At 34.4% G+C, this 24,509-nt stretch carries 24 protein-coding genes; 6 read left to right on the top strand and 18 right to left on the bottom strand.

Going from position 1 to position 24,509, the window contains the following annotated elements; genetic code table 11:
* Positions 1 to 116: 116 nt before the first annotated feature.
* From VOI54_RS10750 to VOI54_RS10715, 8 genes are all read right to left on the bottom strand, one after another.
* Complete coding sequence (locus VOI54_RS10750) at positions 117 to 1,208, bottom strand: LamG-like jellyroll fold domain-containing protein (RefSeq protein ID WP_326282792.1); 1,092 nt, start codon at positions 1,206 to 1,208, stop codon at positions 117 to 119.
* A 5-nt stretch (positions 1,209 to 1,213) separates the two neighbouring features.
* Positions 1,214 to 3,265, bottom strand: a complete 2,052-nt coding sequence (locus tag VOI54_RS10745; RefSeq protein ID WP_326282791.1) for a DUF8740 domain-containing protein — start codon at positions 3,263 to 3,265, stop codon at positions 1,214 to 1,216.
* Between the two features lies 1 nt (position 3,266).
* Positions 3,267 to 3,704 (bottom strand): hypothetical protein, encoded by a 438-nt coding sequence (locus tag VOI54_RS10740; protein ID WP_326282790.1) that lies wholly within the window; start codon positions 3,702 to 3,704, stop codon positions 3,267 to 3,269.
* Positions 3,705 to 3,912: 208 nt separating this feature from the next.
* The gene (gene tpiA, locus VOI54_RS10735) at positions 3,913 to 4,662 is read right to left on the bottom strand and encodes a triose-phosphate isomerase (protein ID WP_326282789.1); all 750 of its coding nucleotides are present in this window, start codon (positions 4,660 to 4,662) and stop codon (positions 3,913 to 3,915) included.
* A 66-nt stretch (positions 4,663 to 4,728) separates the two neighbouring features.
* The gene (locus VOI54_RS10730; protein WP_326282788.1) at positions 4,729 to 5,208 is read right to left on the bottom strand and encodes a TlpA family protein disulfide reductase; all 480 of its coding nucleotides are present in this window, start codon (positions 5,206 to 5,208) and stop codon (positions 4,729 to 4,731) included.
* A gap of 76 nt (positions 5,209 to 5,284) precedes the next feature.
* On the bottom strand, positions 5,285 to 6,361 hold the full coding sequence (locus tag VOI54_RS10725; RefSeq protein ID WP_326283155.1) for an ABC transporter permease: 1,077 nt from the start codon (positions 6,359 to 6,361) through the stop codon (positions 5,285 to 5,287).
* A gap of 67 nt (positions 6,362 to 6,428) precedes the next feature.
* Positions 6,429 to 7,523 (bottom strand): BT_3928 family protein, encoded by a 1,095-nt coding sequence (locus tag VOI54_RS10720; RefSeq protein WP_326282787.1) that lies wholly within the window; start codon positions 7,521 to 7,523, stop codon positions 6,429 to 6,431.
* A gap of 29 nt (positions 7,524 to 7,552) precedes the next feature.
* Positions 7,553 to 8,098: a DUF1599 domain-containing protein gene (locus VOI54_RS10715; protein WP_326282786.1), complete on the bottom strand. Its 546-nt coding sequence runs from the start codon at positions 8,096 to 8,098 to the stop codon at positions 7,553 to 7,555.
* Positions 8,099 to 8,203: 105 nt separating this feature from the next.
* Between VOI54_RS10715 and folP the strand changes: the two genes are divergently transcribed.
* The 3 genes from folP to VOI54_RS10700 are packed head-to-tail and all read left to right on the top strand — an operon-like array spanning position 8,204 to position 10,538.
* Positions 8,204 to 9,028 carry a dihydropteroate synthase gene (gene folP / locus VOI54_RS10710; RefSeq protein WP_326282785.1) on the top strand — a complete coding sequence of 275 codons (825 nt, stop codon included), beginning with the start codon at positions 8,204 to 8,206 and terminating at the stop codon, positions 9,026 to 9,028.
* A 5-nt stretch (positions 9,029 to 9,033) separates the two neighbouring features.
* Complete coding sequence (locus tag VOI54_RS10705; RefSeq protein WP_326282784.1) at positions 9,034 to 9,717, top strand: hypothetical protein; 684 nt, start codon at positions 9,034 to 9,036, stop codon at positions 9,715 to 9,717.
* Positions 9,718 to 9,752: 35 nt separating this feature from the next.
* Positions 9,753 to 10,538: a diadenylate cyclase gene (locus VOI54_RS10700; RefSeq protein ID WP_326282783.1), complete on the top strand. Its 786-nt coding sequence runs from the start codon at positions 9,753 to 9,755 to the stop codon at positions 10,536 to 10,538.
* 133 nt (positions 10,539 to 10,671) lie between these two features.
* Here the strand turns inward: VOI54_RS10700 and VOI54_RS10695 are convergent, their stop codons facing one another.
* The 9 genes from VOI54_RS10695 to VOI54_RS10655 all read right to left on the bottom strand — a co-directional run bounded on the left by VOI54_RS10695 (position 10,672) and on the right by VOI54_RS10655 (position 20,636).
* On the bottom strand, positions 10,672 to 12,438 hold the full coding sequence (locus VOI54_RS10695) for an ABC transporter ATP-binding protein (RefSeq protein ID WP_326282782.1): 1,767 nt from the start codon (positions 12,436 to 12,438) through the stop codon (positions 10,672 to 10,674).
* A complete protein-coding gene (truA, locus tag VOI54_RS10690) occupies positions 12,439 to 13,182 on the bottom strand; it encodes a tRNA pseudouridine(38-40) synthase TruA (protein ID WP_326282781.1) in 744 nt (247 codons plus the stop codon).
* A gap of 590 nt (positions 13,183 to 13,772) precedes the next feature.
* Entirely contained in the window at positions 13,773 to 14,099 is a 327-nt protein-coding gene (locus VOI54_RS10685) for a hypothetical protein (protein WP_326282780.1), read from the bottom strand.
* Between the two features lie 8 nt (positions 14,100 to 14,107).
* The gene (locus VOI54_RS10680) at positions 14,108 to 14,830 is read right to left on the bottom strand and encodes a hypothetical protein (RefSeq protein ID WP_326282779.1); all 723 of its coding nucleotides are present in this window, start codon (positions 14,828 to 14,830) and stop codon (positions 14,108 to 14,110) included.
* Between the two features lie 728 nt (positions 14,831 to 15,558).
* Positions 15,559 to 15,702, bottom strand: coding sequence for a hypothetical protein (locus VOI54_RS10675; protein ID WP_326282778.1), 144 nt, complete (start codon positions 15,700 to 15,702; stop codon positions 15,559 to 15,561).
* The gene (locus tag VOI54_RS10670; RefSeq protein ID WP_326282777.1) at positions 15,699 to 15,947 is read right to left on the bottom strand and encodes a hypothetical protein; all 249 of its coding nucleotides are present in this window, start codon (positions 15,945 to 15,947) and stop codon (positions 15,699 to 15,701) included. The genes VOI54_RS10675 and VOI54_RS10670 overlap by 4 nt, the downstream gene beginning before the upstream one ends.
* Positions 15,948 to 15,951: 4 nt before the next feature.
* Complete coding sequence (locus tag VOI54_RS10665) at positions 15,952 to 16,527, bottom strand: hypothetical protein (protein ID WP_326282776.1); 576 nt, start codon at positions 16,525 to 16,527, stop codon at positions 15,952 to 15,954.
* Entirely contained in the window at positions 16,514 to 19,222 is a 2,709-nt protein-coding gene (locus VOI54_RS10660; protein WP_326282775.1) for a TNT domain-containing protein, read from the bottom strand. Before VOI54_RS10660 ends, VOI54_RS10665 begins: the two co-directional genes overlap by 14 nt.
* Before the next feature lie 10 nt (positions 19,223 to 19,232).
* Positions 19,233 to 20,636, bottom strand: a complete 1,404-nt coding sequence (locus VOI54_RS10655) for a tetratricopeptide repeat protein (protein ID WP_326282774.1) — start codon at positions 20,634 to 20,636, stop codon at positions 19,233 to 19,235.
* A gap of 398 nt (positions 20,637 to 21,034) precedes the next feature.
* Between VOI54_RS10655 and VOI54_RS10650 the strand changes: the two genes are divergently transcribed.
* Together VOI54_RS10650 and VOI54_RS10645 are read left to right on the top strand one after the other, a co-directional pair.
* Positions 21,035 to 21,541, top strand: a complete 507-nt coding sequence (locus tag VOI54_RS10650) for a metallophosphoesterase family protein (RefSeq protein WP_326282773.1) — start codon at positions 21,035 to 21,037, stop codon at positions 21,539 to 21,541.
* A gap of 156 nt (positions 21,542 to 21,697) precedes the next feature.
* Positions 21,698 to 22,126 carry an FKBP-type peptidyl-prolyl cis-trans isomerase gene (locus VOI54_RS10645; RefSeq protein ID WP_326282772.1) on the top strand — a complete coding sequence of 143 codons (429 nt, stop codon included), beginning with the start codon at positions 21,698 to 21,700 and terminating at the stop codon, positions 22,124 to 22,126.
* A gap of 109 nt (positions 22,127 to 22,235) precedes the next feature.
* On the opposite strand, the gene VOI54_RS10640 is transcribed toward VOI54_RS10645, so the two are convergent.
* Positions 22,236 to 22,646 (bottom strand): DUF4293 domain-containing protein, encoded by a 411-nt coding sequence (locus VOI54_RS10640; RefSeq protein WP_326282771.1) that lies wholly within the window; start codon positions 22,644 to 22,646, stop codon positions 22,236 to 22,238.
* A gap of 185 nt (positions 22,647 to 22,831) precedes the next feature.
* Here VOI54_RS10640 and rho point away from each other — a divergent pair, with 185 nt between their 5' ends.
* A complete protein-coding gene (gene rho / locus VOI54_RS10635; RefSeq protein ID WP_326282770.1) occupies positions 22,832 to 24,457 on the top strand; it encodes a transcription termination factor Rho in 1,626 nt (541 codons plus the stop codon).
* Positions 24,458 to 24,509 lie beyond the last annotated feature (52 nt).

The following is a 24,509-nucleotide window of genomic DNA, read 5'->3' as shown; positions in this document are numbered from 1 at the left end:
AATGTAATAAAAATATTGACTATTAATGCTTAATCAGTTTACCTGATTTTAAGATAACGGTTTTGTTTTTAACTACATAGAGGTATAGTCCGTTCTTAAGATCGCTAATATTGATTTTAGCCGCATCTAAATCTAAAATTTTCTATTCTTTTTACCTTCTTCCCAAACACATCATATAATTCTAATGACACATTTTTATGGGTTTCATTTAACTTTAATATAAACATATTCTTAACAGGGTTTGGATATAGTCTTATCTTATTCTCTACAACATCATAATCCTCAATATTCAAGGTTGTGGCGCATTTACCATCGCTACCTGCGTTATAAATACTTTGAATTTCTGATTCTGATAATGCTCTATTATAAACCCCTATTTCATCTACCTCACCGTGAAAAAAATGATCGTAATCGTATTGCGCATTGGTTGGGTTATGATACTGTGCACCAATAGTTAATGGTAAACCATCTGCACTTTCAGGCAGATTTGAAAATGAAGTCCACCCAAAATCAAAGCCATCGGCATACACTATATGTTGATTACCCTGACGCACATAAGCGTAATGGTGCCATTGTGAATCTTCATAGGCCGGACCATTAGTAATTACATTGTTTCCGTTAATGTCTTCAAACAAAAACTCCGTTAAATCGTTCTCAAAACGCATGGCAAATACTGCAGGCTTGTCATCAGGCACATAACCAGCTCCTTTACAGATAACTGTTTGAGACCTGTTAGCATAACCTATTCGACGTACCCATAATTCTATTGTAAGATCGCCTGTAATGTTTAAGCTTGCACTATTGGGTACTATAACCACATCATCTACACCATCAAACAAAAAGGCTTTATTTACAACCCCAGAGGTATAAGACACACCGTTAAGTGGGGTTCCATCATTGCTACCTACAGAATCATTGGCATTATCTTCTCCTGCCCACCAACTTATTAAACTATTTGGTGGTGCTACACAATTTAAATTTTGTTCAACTTGATTATCTAATTGACTTTTCCCAATGAATCCTTCAGATACTCCAAGTGTATTTACGGAATACTCATTAATAACTACTTCGCCAATCGTTGATACTACAGAGACCGTTGAAACATTAAAGCTTCCGCCTCCACTATCAACACTAAACACTTTTATATCTACCTGCGTAAAGGAAGACTGACAAACAATAAGTACCAAAACTAATGTAATCCTTCTCATTGTGCTTATTTTTTATAAACTACAAAATTGAATTCCTTGTCTGATAATATCCCGGAAGCATTATAAGTACTTATGGTGATGTAATTTTGAGCTCTGTCTGTTTTCACAAATCCTAAATTATTCAGAGAAGCCATAACCATGTAGGACACATGGCTGGGAGGCGGATTATTAAAGGTAATTCTATATACCCCTAAAGCCATTTTTTGAACAATAAAACCTCCTGAAGATGCAACGGATTTAACACCGCTGGAGGACACCATACCATAGATGTAGGCTTTCATGTCTGCATCACCGGAATCTTCGGCATGAATTTCATCGGTTTCTAAATCGCCATTAATCGTTGTGTCCCCATTTACTGTTGTATCACCTGTTTCTAATACTACTAATGCATCTTTCCTTAAAGTAGGATCAAATCCATTACCGATTACAAAAAGGCGCCTGGGAGAACCTGTATCATCTGTACAAAACTTACCTATACTTATTTGATGATCTGCATTGGCAATATTACCAACGCCTAAGGCAACTGCATGAATTCCTGAAGCAACGTTGTTTAGTCCTATAGCTACCGAAGATCTTCCGGAAGCTAAGTTCCCACTCCCTCCTATGGCCATAGACTCTCCTCCTGAGGCAACATTATCCCTTCCCATTGCTATAGCATGACTACCAGAGGCCTCTGCATAGTCCCCCATAGCAAATGTTACATCTCCTGAAGCTGTAGCATAATAGCCTGAGGCCAAAGCAAACCGGCCGGATGCTTCTGTATTATTTCCCATGACCGCAGACATTCTTCCGGATGCGACAGTATTTATTCCGGATGCAAAAGCCCCTTCTCCTGTTGCCCCTTTATTTGATGGTGAGGTGGTTTGCACGGACAAATCCACTGCATTGGCTCCAATAGTGCCGTAGGCCGCATAATTAATATTGGATAACCTATACCCCATATGTCCGTTAACATCATCTTTAACCTTTACAAGATGGCCTGCTGCTTTCCAATGCGTCCCTGAGTTACCCGCATTCATTGCCAATACTTGCCCTTGTTCTCCTTTGGTAGCAGGCAAGGTATACCCGGTATCATCATTGGCAGTATCTATGGTTAATGAACCATTTATTTCTGTATTACCGCTTTTTTTAATGATTAGCGCATCACTTTCATTACCTGCGCTGCTACCGTTACCTATAACAAATAACCTATCATTTAAGTCCCACCCTGAGCTTAATCCCGGAACATAAACAGTATTATATCTACCGATTGCTATTTCTGAGTTGCTTCGCGCGCTTGTACCCCACCCCAATGTAGTAGAGTGATCGGCTGCAGAATAATTACTACCTCCAATTGAAGTGGAATACCTTCCATTTGCAATGTTATTATAGCCTATTGCCGTTGCATAATTATCTAATGCTTTAGACCCATATCCCATGGCCACACCAAAATCTACGGCTTCTGTTATTTGGCCTAGTGCTACGGAAGCCACCCCTGTGGCCTTAGTATTATCTCCAGCTGCAAAAGCACTCTCTCCTGTGGCACCTGAGGTTTCAGATTCATAAGACTGATTGGACAAATCAATAGCGTTAGCGCCTATATCTCCATGGTGGGGTGCCGGTGAATCTATCAGCCGATAACCCGTATTACCATTTTCTATAACCTTTACAAGGTTTCCTACATTAGGAATAGTACCCGTAATAGTGCTGGCTGTTTTGGCATGTAAAGCATAGGGTACATGTTTAAAAGCCGTGGTTCCTAAGTTTTCAATACCATTACCTTTGTTTATCTGTACTTTTAGATACTGCTCTTTGGTCCAATCTATAGTTTCAAAATCTCCTAAGGTTGTTGTGCCTTCCCCTATATCCGTTACTATTAAACCGTTTTCATCCGTGGTTAAGACATGGGTTTCAGCATAAACATTTGTAATTGCTTCTTCAATTATGGTAAAATATAACGTAATTTGTTGATTTTGTATAACAGTACCATCATCATAAATCACAGCTTTGTAATTAATCCCTTGTTGACCGAAGTAAAGGGCTGGAAAGAACAGAAAGAGTACTATGAGCTTTTTCATTCTAGTATTTTTTTGCTTGCTCTTCTCCTTCGCCGTCATCTATTGACTCTTGACAGACTATATTTCTGAATACTGATGAAGTATTTCCGTTAGGATCTGTAAATTCAAAAGTTACTGTATATGTTCCGGGTTCTAAAGTTGAAAAGGAGGTATAAACCTCAAATGTGGATTCTGAATGTGAATGAACAATGTCTCCGTTAACATTAGTTATAGTCACTGAACCGCTGGCAATTTTATTATTGTCTGTTGCAGTAGCATTCGCTATTATATATGTAATGACCTCTGTACTATCCTCAGTATAAAAAATGGCATTGTCATTTGGAGAAAGCACTTCTATGACAGGAGCTTCATTATCATCCTCCAGTTCGTCAGAACATGTACACTGCACAAACAAACTACTAAATATCATTACTAAAAGGGCAAATTTTAAAATTTTCATAAGACTTACTTTTATTGATTAATAACTATTTGCAAGTTACTTTCAGCCTTATAAAAAAGAGTAAGGGCATTCCCTGATTTATAAAAAATCAGGGAATACCCTTACTTGGTATTTGCTACTAAAAAATGCCTTGTTAAATGCTTCTAACAAGACACTTTTATGATTTTTATTTTAGCGTTAGGGATTAAGGTAACGCCAAATAAATTATTTAAAATGCATTTACAATAGCGAAGAAATCCTCTGCCTTAAGTGATGCACCACCTATTAAGCCTCCATCAACATCTGGTTTAGAAAAAATCTCCTCAGCATTTGCCGGCTTAACACTTCCTCCGTATAGGATAGACATATTATCTGCAACCTCCGTTCCATAAGTATCTGCTAATGTTTTTCTAATAAACGCATGCATATCCTGAGCTTGCTCCGGACTAGCCGTTTCTCCTGTACCTATAGCCCAAACCGGCTCATAGGCCAAAACAATATTTTGAAAAGCAGCGGCCTCTAAATGAAATAGTGCATTTTTTATTTGACTCTCAACCACAGTTTCTTCATTACCTGCTTTTCTATCTGCCAATTCTTCTCCAAAACAAAAAATAACACGCATCCCTTTAGCTAAAGCTGCATCAACTTTTTTAGCTAGCATCTCATCGGTTTCATTAAAATACTCACGACGCTCACTATGTCCTAAAATAACAGTGTTTACACCTATACTTTTTAGCATATCTGCACTAATTTCACCAGTATAAGCTCCATTTTCCGCAAAATGCATGTTCTGTGCTATAACTTCAATGTTTGAACCTTTGACACTATTACAAGCCTGAGACAAGTTCACTGCGGTTGGAGCAACCATTACCTCTGCATTTGTTGTCTTTTCCTGTGCTTTTAAATCTGTAATAAGTGCTTCTGTTTGTGATAAATCATTGTTCATCTTCCAGTTTCCTGCTACAATTTGTTTTCTCATAATTGTTTTTAACCTTCTTCACCAAAAGGCTTTTTATTATTTGTTAATATTAAAATGCAAAAGTAATTATTTTAAAGCTTTGGTTACCTGATTATCATCAGCTTCTATAGCTTTAAACAATTTTATACCCCCTTCAGGGCCAACAACCATATATCTTGGTATCCAATCCAAATCAATGAATTTTCCCAAAGGCCCTTCCCAACCTGATTTCATATAGTAATGCTCCCCTTGAACGTCATATTTTTTAATTCCTCTTTTCCACGCACCTTGCTTCCTGTCTAAAGACAAAAAGATATAACTCGCCTCCGGATACTCTTTTTGTAATGCTTTTACTTTTGGCATACCTTTTATACAATCTCCACACCACGACGCCCAAACATCAATAACTATTGATTTTCCTTTGTGTTGTTCTAAAATATCTTTAAAAGCAATAGTATTACCCTCTAAACTTATAAAGGTATCATTTAAAGCTTCTTCAGAAAATTTAGTAGGTGTTTCTGTATTACAACTTAAAACACTAATTAATAAAACCAGTAAGTAGTTCATCTTTTTCATTTTTAATGTGTTTGTTTTTATGCCTTATCAGTCTTTATATTTACATTGAACTAACATATGCAACAAACTATTCAAGTTTAACTTTGGGATCCAACCAAACATAGATTAGATCTACAAAAATATTGATAATTATAAATAACAAGGCAATAATTAATACTGACCCCATAATAACTGGCAGATCTAAAGTATTTAGGGCGTTTACTATTTCTTTTCCAAGGCCATTCCACCCAAAAATATACTCTACAAAAACTGCTCCTGCCAACATTGAGGCAAACCAACCTGATATTGCAGTAACTACAGGGTTCAATGCATTTTTAACCGCATGCCTTTTTATAATTTGAAATTCACTAAGCCCTTTAGCCCTGGCCGTTCTAATATAATCCTGATTAAATACCTCTAATAATGAATTACGCATCAATTGGATTACGACTGCCAACGGACGAATGCCTAAAACAATAGCCGGTAGTATTAAATTTTTCCATTTGATTTGCATGGCTTCTCCAAAATTATCAAGTGCATAAAGGCTTCCTGTCATTTCTAAATTGGTATATTCATGAAGTATATAACCAAAAAACCAGGCAAATAAGATGGCACTAAAAAATGACGGGATACTCATTCCCAATGTACTTAGAACCTGAATAGTTCTATCCAGCCATTGGTCTTTATATAATGCCGAAACAATACCAAGTAAAACTCCTAAAATCATAGCTATTATTATTGCCGAAACTGCCAATACAAATGTATTTGGTAGTGTTTCGCCCAAAACCTGGCTTACAGATTTGCCTTGCTTTGTAAAAGATTCTCTTAAATATGGATATTTCAATATCACAGTTGTTTCTCCTATTGAAAATAGTTTTTTCCCATTATACTTTCCTATACTCATAAATGTATAATCCTTTGGATTATTAGAATGAAATGAGAGTGGAGACAAATCATTTATATAGTATAAATATTGTGTGCTTATTGGTTTGTCAAATCCATATTTTTGCTTAATTAATGCCAATTGTTCACTATCTTCATTTTGCCCTAGCATCATTTGTGCCGGATCACCGGGAAGTACATTAAATAAAAAGAAAATAACTGTTATTACTCCAAATAATGTGAGTATAGCATAAAAGACTTTATGTAATAGATAGTTTATCAGTTGTTTATTGTTTGGGAACTATAAAGGTTATTTTTTATACTTTTTGCTTTAATCATCTTTTTATGCTTTATAATTCTAAAAGCTCAATATCATTCCAATGTACTTTTTGCTTAATAGTACCTTTATTCAGTTCTAAAACCCCCGGATTAGATCGCACTACTGTTTTTAGAGCCTTTTCATCGCATAGATAAAAATCAAAATCTAAATTATACGTGTCTTTAATACGTTGTTTGGCATCTTCACCTGATGCCGTTAATCCTATAATTTTATAGCCTTTCTTCATCGCCAGGTCTTGTAAAGATCTTAATTTTAAAGCCCCATTTTTTTCTATTTTTTCCAGGCTATAAGATATAACCACAATTAAACGGGCTTCATTTAAAAAACTTTCAGTAAGATCTTCATCAGTACTTTCTATCGAGAAATCATAAATAGGTGGTTGATACCCTTCTTGAATAACTTTGGTATCAACACCAATAAAGTCGCCTTCAACCGAAGGATATGAGCCATTTGTTTTTATAACTTTTTCTTCCCCATTAACGTTAAACGTCCATGTATATTCCTGAACAGGTTTTGGAGCATCTTCAGGAACTGACATCCCCTCAGTGATGTTTGCTCCTATTTTATAGGCTCTAAAGTCTATTACCGGTAAATGCTCCAGTACATGATATCCAAACCATAAACTTAGTATAAAACTCAATAGCGCCAATACTGTTGTTGGTAATTTACCAAATATGGGGGTAATGTATTTAACCCCAAAGAACAACACCAAAATAAAGGCCAATAATACAATATCTTTAGTAAAACTTTCCCATGGTGTTAATTTTAATGCATCTCCAAAACAACCACAATCCTTTACCTTATCAAAATATGCTGAATAAAACGTTAAAAACGTAAAAAACAAAATCATAAGCAATAAGCTCCATACTGTGAATTTTGGCTTATAGCCTATCAATAAGAAAACTCCTAAAACAACTTCAAACACCACAACCAAAATAGATATTCCTAACGCATAGGGCTCTAAAAAAGGGATATTTAACACATCATAACCAAAATATTCCTGTAATTTATATGAAAACCCAAGTGGGTCGTTCAGCTTTATAAACCCTGAGATAATGAATAAAACCCCAACAAATATTCTACTTAATGCTACTAATACTTTCATTATGATTTAAATTTTTAAAAAATTGGAATTTATTCTGAATCCTGCTCAAGTAAAATCATGGCAAATATGGCATAATTAATCATATCTTGATAATTAGCATCAATGCCTTCACTAACCAGAGTCTTACCTTTATTATCTTCAATTTGTTTAACACGTAATAACTTTTGTAAAATTAAATCGGTTAAACTACTTACTCTCATATCCCGCCACGCTTCACCATAATCATGATTCTTATCCTCCATGAGCTGTTTTGTTATAGCTATTTTTTCTTCGTATAGCTTTGTGGCTTCTTCAGTAGACATATCAGGTTGCTCAACAACACCCTTTTCTAATTGAATTAGGGCCATAATACAGTAATTTATAATTCCTATAAATTCACTTACTTCGCCTTCATCAACTTTTCTAACTTCATTTTGCTGTAAGCTTCTAATGCGCTGTGCCTTAATAAATATTTGATCTGTTAGAGAGGGCAACCTAAGGATTCTCCATGCACTTCCATAATCACTCATTTTCTTTATAAATAAACTTTTGCAAGTTTCTATTATGGCATCGTATTGTTTTGAAGTATCTTGCATGTATAAATATGAATTTTGTGTAAATTTCGTATAAATAATTAAAACCTTCAAAGTTTCCGGTTTAAAGTTTTAAACTATGTACAAACACCATACAAAACAGTATAAATGACTATAAATTGTAAAGGGCAACTCATTGATTTATCCACTCCAAAGGTCATGGGAATATTAAATATTACTCCAGATTCTTTTTATGATGGCAGTATCTATAAAAATGAAAGCGATGTATTAAATCAAGTTGAAAAAATGCTTTCTGAAGGTGCCACTTTTATTGATGTTGGAGCTTACAGTTCCAGGCCAAATGCCAATCATGTTAGTGAAGCTGATGAATTGAAAAGAATTTTACCCATTGTTGATCTGATTTTAAAAGCGTTTCCTGAAACTTTATTGTCTATTGACACATTCAGAAGCCAGGTTGCCAAACAATGTATTGAGACCGGAGCAGCATTAATTAATGATATCTCTGCCGGAAACCTGGACCCCAACATGTTGCAAACCATTTCAGGTTTGCATGTACCGTATATTATGATGCATATGCGTGGTACTCCGCAAAACATGCAACAACAAACTCAATATGATAATTTGACCAATGATATTATACTCTATTTTTCTGAACGTATTAAAGCTGCAAAATCCTTAGGAATTGTAGATCTTATAATTGATCCCGGCTTTGGATTTGCTAAAACCTTAGAACAGAATTATGAGTTGTTGAATACTCTGGAACTTTTTAAAATGATTGAAAAGCCTTTATTGGTTGGTATATCCAGAAAGTCTATGATCTATAAAAAATTAAAAATTTCTGCTCTGGACGCCTTAAACGGCACTACAATATTAAACACTATTGCTCTGCAAAAAGGAGCCTCCATATTACGTGTTCATGATGTAAAAGAAGCGGTTGAATGTATAAAACTGGTTGAATCTTTAAGTGCTTAAAAACTATGAAGACTATTTTACTTACTGTTATCATTTTAACATGCATGTCCTGTGGAAAAGATAAGATTATACAATTACCGGAAATTAGCCATTCAGAGATTACAGCAGTAATGGATGTTTCTGCTGCTTATCTGTTTTATGATGAAACTCAACCGGATAGTGTAGAACTAAACAGAAGAAACCTGATTAGTACAACCAACTGGTTAATTAATGTTGATAAGCGTTTAACTTTAAAACAAGTTATTCCTCATATTCAATTTTTGCAAGAGAAAAAAAGAAACTCCAGCCATAAAAATGAACATGTCAGAAATTATTTTACCTGCCATGATTTAAGTCAAAATAATTTAGGGTTTATCGATTTTACCAATATCACTTATCAGGAGAGTTTCAAAGAAAATATAGCTTCAAAAATTTTAAATACGAAGGATTCCTTAAACATAAAAGCTATAAATTTTAATTTAGATGGCATTATATATATTTTAAACCCTAATACAGAGCCTTTTGTAACAGAATCAAATAAGTATCAACTTATTGATGATTTAAAAAAAGGTGATTCCACAGGATACATACTGTCTTTTAGATTTAACAAAAACTTGTCGTTTCAGGATTATATAACCTATAAATCTTTAATCCTGGATGCTGAAATAAATCACGCCACAATATCAAATAAAGAGTTTCTCGATAATTAACCATATTTTCTTAAATTTACCAAAACCCATCACCATTGGATATCTTTAAAGACCTTTTAAAATTTACCGTTGTAGACATTATCGATGTTATTTTGGTAGCCTTATTACTCTACTACATTTACCGGTTAATTAAAGGTACTGTAGCAATCAATATTTTTATAGGAATCATAATTATTTACGGGGCATGGCGACTGACCGATTTTTTAAACATGGAACTCCTCACCGGAATTTTTGGCGGGTTTATGAAAGTTGGAATCATTGCTTTAATTGTTGTTTTTCAACCTGAGATCAGGAAATTCTTGCTCATGGTTGGGTCTACTAATTTTGGAAGAAGAGGTAAATTTTTACAACATATTAAATTTCTAAAAACTGAAACCGCAGATGAAACTGATGTCAATGCAGTTATTTCTGCCTGCAGTAAAATGTCAATGTCTAAAACCGGGGCATTGATTGTTTTTGAACGCAATAACAACTTAGATTTTTTATCTGAATCTGGTGACGAAATGAATATTAAAGTCACTCAACCCATTATTGAAAGTATCTTCTTTAAAAACAGCCCTTTACATGATGGGGCCATTATTGTGAGTAATAACATAGTAAAAGCCACACGTGTTATTCTCCCTGTAAATAACGAAAAGAATATCCCGCTTCGCTTCGGATTACGCCATAGAGCAGCCATTGGAGTTACTGAAAAAACAGATGCATTGGCCTTAGTGGTTAGTGAAGAAACCGGGCATATTTCCTATTTTAAAGATGGTGAATTTGTTGTTTTTGAAGACACCAATGAACTTAATATCATGATAAAAAAAGATTTAACCTGATCCAGTTCACAAAAACAGCCCCTAGCTCTAACAAGTCATTACTCCAACTCTTGTGGAGGAAAGGTCATTAGAAAACGATTGCCCCTTAAAAATCTTTTTGAACATATAAGTGAAACGTTTTTTAATTATAACATTAAGCGACTTCTTCTTGTAAGAACTGAACCTCATATAAGTTTTTGTAATGCCCGTTCTCCTTTTTAAGTAATTCGCTATGAGTGCCCTGTTCAACAATTTTACCAGCATCCATGACAATAATTTTATCGGCTTTCTTGACTGTTGCCAAGCGGTGTGCAATAACTATTGAGGTTCTTCCTTTTGTTATTTTATCTGTAGCATTTTGAATAAGTTGCTCTGAATATGAATCTACCGAAGATGTGGCCTCATCCAATACCAAAATACTTGGGTTGGTAACATAAGCCCTTAAAAATGAGATTAGCTGGCGTTGCCCTGAAGACAGCATCACCCCGCGTTCCTTCACATTATAATGATAGCCGTTAGGCAAGGTCATAATAAACTCATGAATACCAATAGCTTTAGCAGCCTGTTCTACCTGTGTTTCTGTAACTTCCGGGTGATTTAAAGTGATATTATTTAAAATAGTATCAGCAAACAAAAACACGTCCTGTAACACTACAGCTATTTGTGTACGCAATGAAGCTAAAGTCACAGCTTTTATATTAATTCCATCAATGGAAATAGCACCGTCATTAATCTCATAAAATCGATTTAACAAATTAATTACGGTAGATTTCCCTGCTCCTGTAGCACCAACAATAGCAACGGTCTCTCCTGGTTTAACCTCAAAAGAAATACCTTTCAAAACAGCTTCATCCTCTACATAGTTGAAGTAAACATTTTCAAATTTTAAGTCACCTTCAAAATGTTGAGCCTCATAAGTTCCGTGATCATCTATTTGTGAAGTGGTATCTATAACTTTAAATACCCTGGTAGCAGCTACCATTCCCATTTGAAGCGTATTAAACTTATCTGCTATTTGACGTAGCGGCCTGAATAACATAGGGATAAACATAATAAATGACACCAATACCCCTTGTGTAACCTGACCATCTAACACAACGTTTAAACCACCATACCAGGCCACAAGCCCAATAGTTATAGATGATGACAAGTCTGCCAGCGGAAAGAAAATAGAGTTATACCAAACGGTTTTCAACCATCCCTTTTTATGACGTTCATTAATAGTTTTAAAATTTTCAGATTCTATAACTTCACGTGTAAACAACTGTAAAATTTTCATTCCCGTAAGGCGCTCCTGAACAAATGAATTTAAATTAGATACTTCTGTTCTTACCTCCTCAAATGCCTTCTTCATATACTTCTGAAAAATTCGTGTGGCATAAAGCAATACCGGGAGCATTAAAAAAACGATCAAACTTAGTTTGACGTTGGTATATACCATAACACCAAAAACTACAGACATGGTCAACAAATCTCTTACAATCATAAAAAGACCCTGCCCAAAAATGTCTGCAATACGCTCCATATCTGTAACAGCTCTTGTTATCAGGACACCTACAGAGGAACTATCATAATATTTCATTTTAAATTTAAGCAAATGATCAAAAAGTTTTACCCTTACGTCCATAACCAGGTTTTGTCCTAACCAAGAGGCATAGTAAATAAAAAACAATTGAAAAACGGTTTGAAAAACCAGTACACCAAGCATGATCATGATATAAAACAAAAAATCCTTAGCGTCTTGCTTTGCAATACTATCATCAATGGCATATTCTGTGATCTTTGGTGTGGCAACACTAAATATAGCTAGCATAATCACCAAAACAATCAATGAAAAAAATACGAGTTGATAGGGTTTTATATATTCAAAAAGACGTTTGAACAATTTAAAATCAAAAATATTTTCTTTTGCTTTACTCATCTATAATTTTATATCATCAGGGTATACAATATCAGTTAAATACAGGCCATGAGCAGGAACAGAAAACCCAGCTTTACTTCTGTTTTTGGATTGAATAATACTGTGCAATGCATCAACTTCAATTTTTCCAAGCCCTATATTTATCATAGTACCCACAATGGCCCTTACCATATTACGTAAAAACCTATTGGCCTTAATCACAAAATGAAGCTCATTATCTTTAAAAATCCATTTGGCTTCCATGATGTCGCAATTATACGTTTTTACATCGGTATTAGTCCTGGAAAAGCATTGAAAATCTTTATACTCAAATAGAATTTTTGCTGCAGTATTCATCTTATCTACGTCCAGTTCCTGTTTTATATAATAAGCCTTTTCATAATTAAACACATTCTTGGTTAATGTTATCCGGTATAAATAAGCCCTGCTTAGAGCATCAAACCTGGAATGTGTTTCCGGTTTTACAGCAAAAATATGATGTATAGCCACATCAACAGGTAAAAACGCGTTTAGTTTGTATACCAGATTAGAGTTTTCCAAATGAACTGCTGTATCAAAATGGGCAAACATTTGAGTAGCATGCACCCCGGCATCGGTACGCCCTGCTCCAACAATAGCAGTTTGCTCTCCCAGTAATGTTGATAGTGCTTTTTCTATAACTTCCTGAACGGATATAGCATTGGGCTGATTTTGCCAACCATGATAAGATTTACCATTATAAGAAAGTTCTATAAAATACCTCAACGTGCTTTAATACTTTTGTAAAAACACAAAGATAGACAGATTTGTTATTCTTAAAACACCTCAAGTCTTAATTAAATATTAAAAGATTTTTTTACAGGCATTCGCCATCCGCTTACTTAGCTCTGCTCCATAAAATTCGCTTCTGTTCAATATGATAATGGTATCTTCTATAGAGGTTGCGAGCAAATTGACAAAGAGACTTTACAACGCTTACGGGGTATTCAAAAACTACCTAAAGAAAGTAAAGAACACATATTTGCAATGCTTGACGCATTCATAAAACAATCTAAATTAAAAGCTATTATGTAGCGTAAAAAAACCGAAGCTGTTAAACTTCGGTTTTATATTCGTATTTAAATATTTTTAAGGTTGCAACTCTAAAACTGCAGATTTGTTAAAACTCGTCTTATCGCATCATCTCCACTAGTAATCACTTTATCACTACCGCAGATTTTTCAGTTAAAGAAAAAAATGCTAATCACTCCAAAAAACACAAAGAACTACTTCAAATCTCAAAACCTTCAAGAAAATGAACAATAATATCCGTGATGCCAAAATCAAACTTGCTTATAGCATATAAAAAATATCAACTACTGACCTTTCGATTTTGCTGACCAATTATAAAGATGAAAAGCTTTTTCATTTTCTTTACAAGGATATTCTTTATCATCAACTTTTACACTATCGCAATCTTCTATATCAATTGAATAATAATTATAACTTACTTTTTTTGGTGATGACACGAAAATAGTTTTGTCACTTAATGATATTACTAAGATTTCCCCTTCCATAGAAACATCTTTTATCTTAGAAATAGTATCTCCTGGTTTACCAAAATAATTACCATAAATAGATATAGTACCTATGGTTTGAAGCTCTTTATTTTTAAAAGCATCTATTAGTTTATCTAAATCCATACATATTATTAATTAATCAAATTAGGGAAAGCATTTATGAATTGCTCATAAGTATAAGTATTCCCTGTTGTTTTATCAATGATTTCACCCACCCAATTTTGAGCATCCCAATTTTGAGGCATTAAAATTTCGTCTCCACCACCAGCTAAAGTTTGCAAGCCATCAGAACTCGTTTGAGGTGCTACTTTTCCTATATTCAATGTCTCTCCCGATGGAACGTCTATTTTGGCTTCAAAACGCATAGTATTATTCCATTCATCCAATAATGCTAATTCACTTCTTGTAGCATCTACTTTTGTGGTGGCAAAACCACCATTCAATTTAGCATCTCCTCCAAATGCCCTGTTTAAACTGACTGGTTCGGATGTTTTTACTGTTCTATAAGCACCATCAGTAAATGTATTTGCTACAGAGGGAGGTAAATCTACTTTTGTAATATCAACAACTGCATCATCTATCCTTGTTCCAAAAGCCTTTAAGAAAGCTTTCACAGCATCATCCCCACGTGCAATAACCTTATCCCCTTTTTTAAGAACTAAATTTCCAGCGGCATCCAGGGTTGTTTTAAACCCTTTTTTAGCAGCTTTACCGGCAGCTCTTAAAACACGGCCTAATTTACGGGAAATTTTTAAAGCTTTCCTAAAAATTTTAACCCCTTTTATAGCGCCTTTAACAGCACTCAGTCCGGCAATATCTACAATAAGGCCCGCCATGGCTATTGAGGCGCCCAACACATCTTTATTACCTATAGACCTAAATAATTCTATGGCGTCACTGCCCGGTACAAAACCTTGTAGAGCAAACTAATTTATCAAGTAACCCTGAAAGGCTTAATAGGCTTAACGATATTACCAAGTTTCCTGATAAAGACAAGGGATGTATTTTGTATGCTCTCGATGCTATGATTAATAACGTAAAATTAAAGCTATATAAAAAAACACCTTTACATAAACGTAAAAGTGTTTCCTATATTAAGTTATAGTTTATTGTTGACGCCACTCGTTAAAAACGGGCGGTAGCCGACCGTTTTTAAGATGTACCTTTTAAAGGTGATTTTAATTTAGTAAAGCCATTATGCACGTTTTTTTAAAAGGAAATATGCCCATACAAGTGCAATTAATACAAGAACAATGCCCGCAGGGATACCCCATATATCATTTAAAAGCGTTTTCATGCCTTGCCAGCGTCCTGTAACTTCTAATGTTATTTCGGGATTAATGCATCATTGCCCCAAATACGGTAAAGGCTATTATGCCCATCCATTGTCTTAAAGTGTTGTAATTTTTCATGTGTTTGTATTTATTGTTAATGTAATTGTTTGCTTAAAATGTAACTGCATATTTTATCTACTTTTAAAGTTTAGAATAGAGACCTTTTCTAGTTAAGAAAGCTCCTGACTTTAACTAGTAACAACTAACCTTATTAATCTCTCTGTAATTTATATACTAGAACAACTTTTCTAAGATATTACTTCAACTTTCTCAAAAACACATCCTCTAACACCATTAGTTTCTAATGCTTCTTTTGCTTTATCTGTTACAAAAATCTTACTAGGTGATTCATTTATTCTAAATATAGGAGGTAAATCTTCCGAATAATTCAAAACATATTTTTTAATAAACCTGGCTTTTTGGGGTCTAACTCAGATGGTAAAAAATCAGAGAGTTCATAATTAAAACACTCTTCTCTATTAATTAATGTCAATATTTGATAGTCATCATTTCTTTTTACATCTGTTTTTAGATTACCATTTTTATCAAATACATCCCCTATGTAAATATCTTCTAGCATTATTGCAGGGGTAAAAAAGGCTTCAAAGTTTCCAAAATTTTGCAAAATTTGTATCATTCTGTTATTCAGTATTGGTACATTTAAATCCTAACCTACCCAATAAACCCTTTTTTTTAGGTTCTTCTTTTGGTTTTAAATCATTCATTATAAAATCAAAACCAGTGATATAATTAAAAAAGTATTCACAAGCTTCATACTCTGTATCAAATACTTGTAAGTCATTTTTATTTCCTCTTTCACTAAAAAAAACTTCCCACTTGTTTTGTTCATTTTTTATTATAGAGAATTTATCATCCCAAAAAAACCCTAAAACATAATCACTTTCTCTAACTCCTAAGTCATTGAGTCTTTCTTTGAGAGCATCAATATCTTTAATATTTCTTTTTACTCTAGTACTAGGGTCTTTAAACACAAGATCGTAAAGGTATGTTCCTGCTTCTGATTCTGAAGCAAAAATCTTTAGCATGTTTTTTTCTCTGTTTTTAAAATAAAAAACCTCCCACTTTCCACTTGAATTATTAGCACAATAAGTATTCTCAGAACAGGTCTGATTTATTGAATATGATGAACTATCAACATTTCTCTCTGAGAATATAATTTTTAACTTATTTAGATTCATAAACTTATATTTTTTCAAGAAAGTCATTATCTAATAACCATTGAATAGAGTTTTCAAATTGATATTGAGTACCACCTCCAACTTCATCAAACCAAGGCGCTACTTCTCCTGCTTTTGCTGGAATTGGTTGAATCACTCTATAAGAGCTTAATTCTTCGGTAGTCCCTGGAGCTAATGTTCTTTGACCTCTCGGAGTACCAGTAGGAGAAGTAAATTTACCTGTAGGCTTTCCGTATCTATCAATTCGAAGACCTACTGGTAAATTGATATTTTGAATAGCTCCTTTAAACCCATTATTAGGTGGCCATTTAATATTACCTGCTTCGTCTGTCCACCTTGCTGCTTTTTCAAGGAATTCCTTAACAGGCCCATCCCCTTGGGCGATAACCTTATCCCCTTTTCTAAGAACTAAATTTCCAGCGGCATCCAGGGTTGTTTTAAACCCTTTTTTAGCAGCTTTACCGGCAGCTCTTAAAACACGGCCTAATTTACGGGAAATTTTTAAAGCTTTCCTAAAAACCTTAACACCTTTTATAGCACCTTTAACTGCACTCAGTCCGGCAATATCTACAATAAGGCCCGCCATAGCTACTGAAGCACCCAACACATCTTTATTACTTATAGACCTAAATAGCTCTATAGCATCACTGCCCGGTACAAAACCTAAGACCAGCTCCCCTATTAATGGAGCCATAATTTCTACAAAGGCTCCCCATTCCTGTGCATTTTGTGGCCAGAAGCTACTGTTTTGGTTTAGTTCTTCAGCTATGTCTTCTATTGCTGCTACTTGGGCGGCTTCTTTGGCTATAATTTCAAGCCCTTCTGCATCCAGTTTTTTAAACTCCAGTTGTTCTGAAAAGCCTGTTTGAAGTATATTGCGCCCACAATGTGCTATGGCATTATGATGTGTCAGGTTTAAAAAGGCATCTTGTGCGGCATCGGTTTGGAAGAGTTTGGCAACCTCTAAAGCATCACTGTCATTGGTGAATTGAAGTACTTCAGCTATCCGGTTTTCATAATCTATATAGGCAAAAGCACTGGAGCCCGCAGGAGGTGAATTGCTAAGTAAACCCTGTACCTGATTATGAAACTCCTTTAAGTCTCTTAAATACCGGTCTAAATTAGATTTATTGCCATGTCCTCTGGTATGGTCTATTTGTATCTTGTTACCGGTCGTGTGTGCAAAATTAAAATAGTTGCTTAACTGGGCATTATCTATTCCTGCGGGTACGTTTACACCATTGGCCTGGAACATTTCCCTTATAATCTGCCCTTTATACTCTGGTCTGTGTACATTATCGTTTAAAAGGGCTGCCAGTACATTGTTAAAATAGGTAAAGGCGTCTTGTACAGCTATCTTATTCAGGGATGTTCCCATAGCAATACCTGGATTTGTTGCACTGTTAAATACAGGATTTGCTTTGGATGTATAGTAATCTTTGTCTAGAGAAAAATGTCCGTTACCCAGATACTGGTTTAGTAAATAATTAATACAATCATTTGATGTTTTTGAATAATTGTTAAGCTTAAAATAGTTTGCTATTTCTGCCTTTAGATTAGGCCTTTCTTTTATATATTTTTCATTTCTGCCCCCTAATCCGGCAATGGCAGCGTCTCTTAAAAGTGTATCAGTAGATAGGGTGTTTAAAGCAGCATCAATAGCTTCAATTCTTAATTTTTGCATTTGCGCCTGTGCCGCAGAATACGGGTTTGGTACTCGTTGTCGATGATAATAAGGTACCAGACGCCTCCAATAATCCTTATGGAATACAGATAGGTTTGCAGGACTTTTTCTCAGTGCATAGTTTTCTACATAATTACTGTATCCATAATATTTTAACCGGGTATTTTTAACTATCAAAACAGATACATCTACATCATTTACATATAGCTGCATAAGGTTTAACTGCCTCCATTTATCCCAGCCATAACTGTTATAATAAGACAGTTGTTTGTTATATAACTCATTTAACAACTCATGATTTGGGTTATTGTGAAACGCATTAGAGTTTATTTCATTAAGCACTTTCTGAGCCTTTAATTCTTTATCTAAGCGCCATTGGTTATTAGTAAATTCATGTATTTCAGCTTTTTTTAAAGTATTTATCTGACTTATGGATGTTATTTGGCTTAAAGGGGTACTCTTAAACTTTAAATGCCCATATTGGGTGTTTTTGATTTTTCCGGATTTTATCTCCTTAGCTCTAAAATCTAAAAGTTTAAGGTTTCTAAGGCATCTGGCTCTTGTCTTGTTTTTAACATCTACTTTATTTCTATAATTTCTACTAACCTTACCTATGCTATTTAAAACATTGGTCCTTTCTCTATTTTTATAAATGGCTTTTTGAGCTGCTGTAAAATTTGTGAATTTTCTACCTAATTGCTTTTCTATTTCTTTTTTAAGGATGTTTTTTTGGTCATTGAACCATCGGGTTAACCGTTTATCTCTGGCACGCTGCAATAAGCCGTCTAAGTAAAGAGCGTTGGATAAACCGTGGGTCTTGAATGTAAAATCAGGAACTTTACCGGATTCACAATTGCATGAGCGACTAATGCCTCGATATATGTTTCTTGCATCCGGAGTTTGGTATTCTGCTAATTTATAATGCCTTAAAAAATGTTGGTACTGAAACCTTCTTATTTGTCCAAAACCAGAGATACCAATTCCAATAAACAGAAAGACTATAAGGATGTGTTTGTATATTTTTTTCATTTTGGGGGTTCTATTTTTTTATAATGCGTTTGGTGTGTGTGCTTCCATTTACTGACAGGGTAATGATATGGATGCCTTTTTTAAGTGCTGTTCCATCAAAATAGTAGATATAATCTCCTGGGGTTTGCATTTTATCCTGTTCTATAACATGATACCCGGTGGCATGCAAATCAGATACTTTTACTTGTACAAATCCAGGAGTTTCTAATGTATAGGCTATGTATAAATGGGTTTGAAATGGATTGGGATAGAGTTTTATAAAACTATCTGATTGTTTAGCAAGCTCTAAGGCCGCTTCTTCAGAGAGCATGTTTCCGTTTTCTGTCTTACTTGCTACTTTTTTTGTTAAAACTAAAGCAAACCTATTACCAGGTTCTTTCATGCTTTCTATATAAGTCTCTATACTTGCTGTTAAATAAGGTTTATCGTTATAGGTTTTAAAAGCAAAATGACCTGAGCGTAAATTATAATCTATATATTGTTCTTCTTTAGCATTAAAGTATAGCCGTTTTAGGTTTATTTTTAAATTTTCAAAGAATAGTGTATTGTTGTTATTGATCGCTGTTCCGCTGTATTTGTTTTCATTAAGAATCAATGTATAATCGGTGGTTTCCGCATCTGTATTATAAGTCAATCTTAGTGTTAATGGAAAGGTTTGTTCCACTTGCTTACCGGACCAATCCAGCTTCATTAAAGAACCTTCCCAGCTTCCCTGTAATTGTGTTGCTGAAAATTCCTGATTTGGTGCTATACCAGCATCCAGGATTTTATGTTTGTCTAAATGGGATTTTGTTTTTGTATCTTGAGTTGCTTTTAAATGGAATGTCATACAGTCTAACATCACATCACTATTTTCTATGGGGTTATCTTTTAATAACTCAAGTGCTTTTTGCTTATCTGTTTTGGCACCATAACCAAAGTAATAACAAACACCCAGCCAATGCTTTGCCATAGGATGGGTACTGTTTTTAAAGTGCTTTACTGCTCTTTTATAGTTTTGTTTTACTGCTCCCAGGCCTTTATAGTGCATATAGCCCAGGCTATAAGTTCCTTTAGTATCTCCTAGCCTGTGGGCTTTTCTATACCATCTTTTGGCTTTGTTATAGTTTAGTTTGCACCCTATACCATATTTAAACAAATCACCTAAATCTGAGGCTGCTACTGCCTGGTTTTGTTTGGCTGCTTTTTTTGTTAATTGAAATCCTTTTTTATAATGCTTTGGCTTACCACTATGTAAATATAAACGCGCCATTAATAATTGGGCATTGGGGTTGGCTTGTGCTACACAGGGTTTTAAGTAGTTAATTGCCTTTAAGGAGTCTCTAACTACCTCCGGAGTACCTTCAAGGTATGTGATGGCTTCACGGATATGTACCCCACAGTCTATTACTTTTTTCTGAGCACTAATTGTCATGCTTAAAAACAAACATGTGCAGATGAATTTATAGCTTAATTTTTGTTCCATAATAGTTTTCTTGATTTGTTGATAATCAGGACTAAATCTTTGACTACCAATACAAGATTAAAACAAAAAAGAAAGAAAAAACTTACCATATGATAAATTATTACTTTACATGCCTTTCATTAAAAAAAATATTCTGAAGTGTTTTACAAGGCTTATACTAAACCCATTATCCCTAAAAAATATGCTTTGTTTAATACTGAAACAAATTCGACATAGTATGTTTTCTATCCCATATAAGCACTGTTCTGTATTTTTAAATAAGCCGGTTAAAAGAAAATCCATAACCATTACCTGTTAATGATTAAAACATTTCTATAACTTTACCCGACAAACTTAAAGCTCCAAAAATGACAAACATATTACTCTTATCAGATACTCATGGCTATATAGATCAGGACATACTCAAATATGTAAGGCAAGCTGACGAAGTATGGCATGCCGGCGATATTGGAGATTTAAGTGTTACGGATGCCATAAAAGCCTTAAAACCGCTAAGAGGTGTTTATGGTAATATTGATGACACCAAAGTACGTACAGAATTTCCGGAACATAACCGGTTTATGTGTGAAGAAGTTGATGTATGGATAACCCATATTGGTGGATACCCTCCAAAATATAACAGTAGAGTAAAAGACGGTATTACAAGACATCCGCCACGGTTATTTATTTGCGGGCATTCCCATATTTTAAAGGTTATGCCTGACAAAAAGCTGAATTTGATCCATATGAATCCCGGAGCCGTTGGAAAACATGGGTTTCATAAAACCAGAACCATGCTTAGGTTTACTATTGATGGTAAAAAAATAGATGGTTTAGAAGTCATTGAGTTTCCTGTAAGGCATCCTAAATTATAGTTCAAAATTTAAATTTTTGGCTACAAAATCAATTGGCGAGCCTCAGCAATAAAAATTGCATGCCATATTTTTCATTATAGTTTATTTATACTATAAATCAGTTGTTTTCAAATGATAAATTGTAATTTTGCGCCTATTTTAAAAACATAATTATTTATGAGTCAAGTAAAAGAAAATGATACGGTAAAAGTGCATTACACAGGAAGGTTAAGTAACGGTCAAGTTTTTGATAGTTCATTAGAAAGAGAACCTTTAGAAGTTACCTTAGGTCAAGGTATGCTAATTCCTGGTTTTGAAAAAGGGATCATTGATATGAAGTTAAATGAGAAAAAAACAATCAATATTCCAGTTTCTGAAGCTTACGGCGATATACAACAAGAATTATTATATGAGGTAAAAAAAGAGCAATTGCCACCAGAGATAGCCCCTGAAGTAGGAATGGCATTAGCTTCAAAAGACCCTAATGGCAATGAAGTGCAATTTAGAGTTGCCGAAGTTAAAGAAGATCATATCATTGTAGACGCTAACCACCCATTGGCAGGGCAAGATTTAACATTCGATTTAGAACTTATTGAAATAAAATAAAAAGTGCCTCCTAACCCCTTCTCAAAAGGAAGGGCGTGAGATAAAGTATCAAAAAACCCAAAGTTTTCACTTTGGGTTTTAACGCACTAATACTACTAAGATGTTAGGTTTAACGTAATCTATCTACAGATTTTACAAGATCTTCATCCTTCTTGATGGCCTTATTGGCTAAAGCCAAAAACACGATAGAAACAATAGGGAGAAGCATCCCAATACCTTTCTCAGAAACCGCCGTTTCTCCAGATAAATTTAGAGATTGATACACGAAAAATCCTAGTAAAAAAAAGTTTAATATGATGTTAAGACGCCCCAACATAAATTGAGACTTCCTATTTTTATAGCGAAATATTGTTACCAAAGCAAAAAATGCCGATGTTAAAAAAGCTGCAAACACATAATTAATATCAGCTGCAAATACTTTTACCTGGTCTTCAGTAATCCATAATTCAAAAACATAAATTAGCCCTGCTGAAACTCCTGCAGCACATAATAAGTATATGGTTTGAATACGTTGTAACATATAATTTTTAAAAAACTAGAATGCAAAAATAACAGAATAAATGCAAAAAAATAAAATAAAGTTGTATAATTGCAGTAATAATTCTCAACAACCGCTATAACAAGTGGTTAATTCTTCAGAATAAAAATCATTTTTTTAGAATTACTCAAGATAGTATTCAATACAAAATATTCAATTAAACATCAATGTTTGAAATTTCACAATTAAAAGAAAAAAAACTCACTGATTTACAGGAGATAGCAAAAAAACTGAGCATTCCAAAATACCGTTCGCTTAAAAAGCTGGACCTGGTTTATCAAATACTGGATCAACAAGCTGCAGATCCAAAAGCTGTAAAAGCCGTAGTCGCTCCTGTTGAACCCGTAGAAAAAGCTGAGCCTAAAAATAAAGAAGCAAAACCGGTAAGAAAACCAAGACAACGTGTTCAAAAATCTGTAAAAGAAGCTGAACCTAAAGCTACTAATATTAAAAAGGAAGCTGAACCCAAAGTCGACACATCAAAAAATCAACAAAAAGATCAACAAAAGGAGGAGCCAAAAAAGGATAACAACCCTAGGCAAAAGAACCAAAACGATAATCAGCAACGATCAAATCAAAGAAATCAAAATAAAAACCAGCATAGAAACCAAAAAAATGGTAATGTTGACAAAGGCAATAAAGACAACAGAAACCGTTATCGTGAGCCTGATTTTGAATTTGATGCCATCATTGAAAGTGAAGGTGTCTTGGATATCATGCAAGATGGTTATGGTTTTTTAAGATCATCAGATTATAATTATCTATCCTCACCAGATGATATTTATGTATCACAATCTCAAATCAGATTATTTGGTTTAAAAACCGGAGATACTGTTTTAGGGCATGTACGCCCACCAAAAGAAGGTGAAAAGTATTTCCCATTAATCAAAGTAAGTAAAATTAATGGCCAAAACCCAAATGTGGTAAGAGACCGTGTTTCTTTTGAGCATTTAACCCCTTTATTCCCTCAAGAAAAATTCAATATAGCGGAAAGGCAAAGTACTATTTCCACAAGAATCATGGATTTGTTTTCTCCTATAGGAAAAGGACAGCGTGGTATGATTGTATCTCAACCTAAAACAGGTAAGACCATGTTACTTAAGGATGTTGCTAATGCCATTGCTGCAAATCACCCTGAGGTATATCAAATGATCTTATTAATTGATGAGCGTCCTGAAGAGGTAACTGATATGCAACGAAATGTACGCGGAGAAGTTATTGCATCTACTTTTGATAAAGAAGCTCATGAACACGTAAAAATTGCAAATATTGTTCTTGAAAAAGCAAAAAGGCTTGTAGAATGTGGTCATGACGTAGTTATTCTTTTAGATTCAATTACACGTTTAGCCAGAGCCTATAATACTGTACAACCTGCTTCTGGTAAAATATTAAGTGGTGGTGTTGATGCCAATGCACTACACAAACCAAAACGTTTTTTTGGTGCAGCCCGTAATATTGAAAATGGAGGTTCCCTTACTATAATTGCTACAGCACTTACTGAAACCGGATCAAAAATGGATGAAGTAATTTTTGAAGAATTTAAAGGTACTGGTAACATGGAGCTTCAATTGGATAGAAAAATCTCTAATCGTAGAATTTTCCCTGCTATTGACCTTACCTCTTCAAGTACACGTAGAGATGACCTTTTACTTGATGACGGGACCATTCAACGTATGTGGGTACTGCGTAAATATCTTGCAGATATGAATCCAGTGGAAGCCATGGAGTTTACAAACGATCGCTTTAAACAAACCAGAAATAATGAAGAATTTTTAATATCCATGAATGGATAATCATTAACTACACTAACTAACTAATTAACTAAACTAAATTAGCCTTAACAAA

The sequence above is a fragment of the Alterotamlana spongicola genome (assembly GCF_035818475.1).
GTDB lineage: Bacteria > Bacteroidota > Bacteroidia > Flavobacteriales > Flavobacteriaceae > Cognatitamlana.
This window is presented reverse-complemented; position numbering and strand designations above follow the sequence as displayed.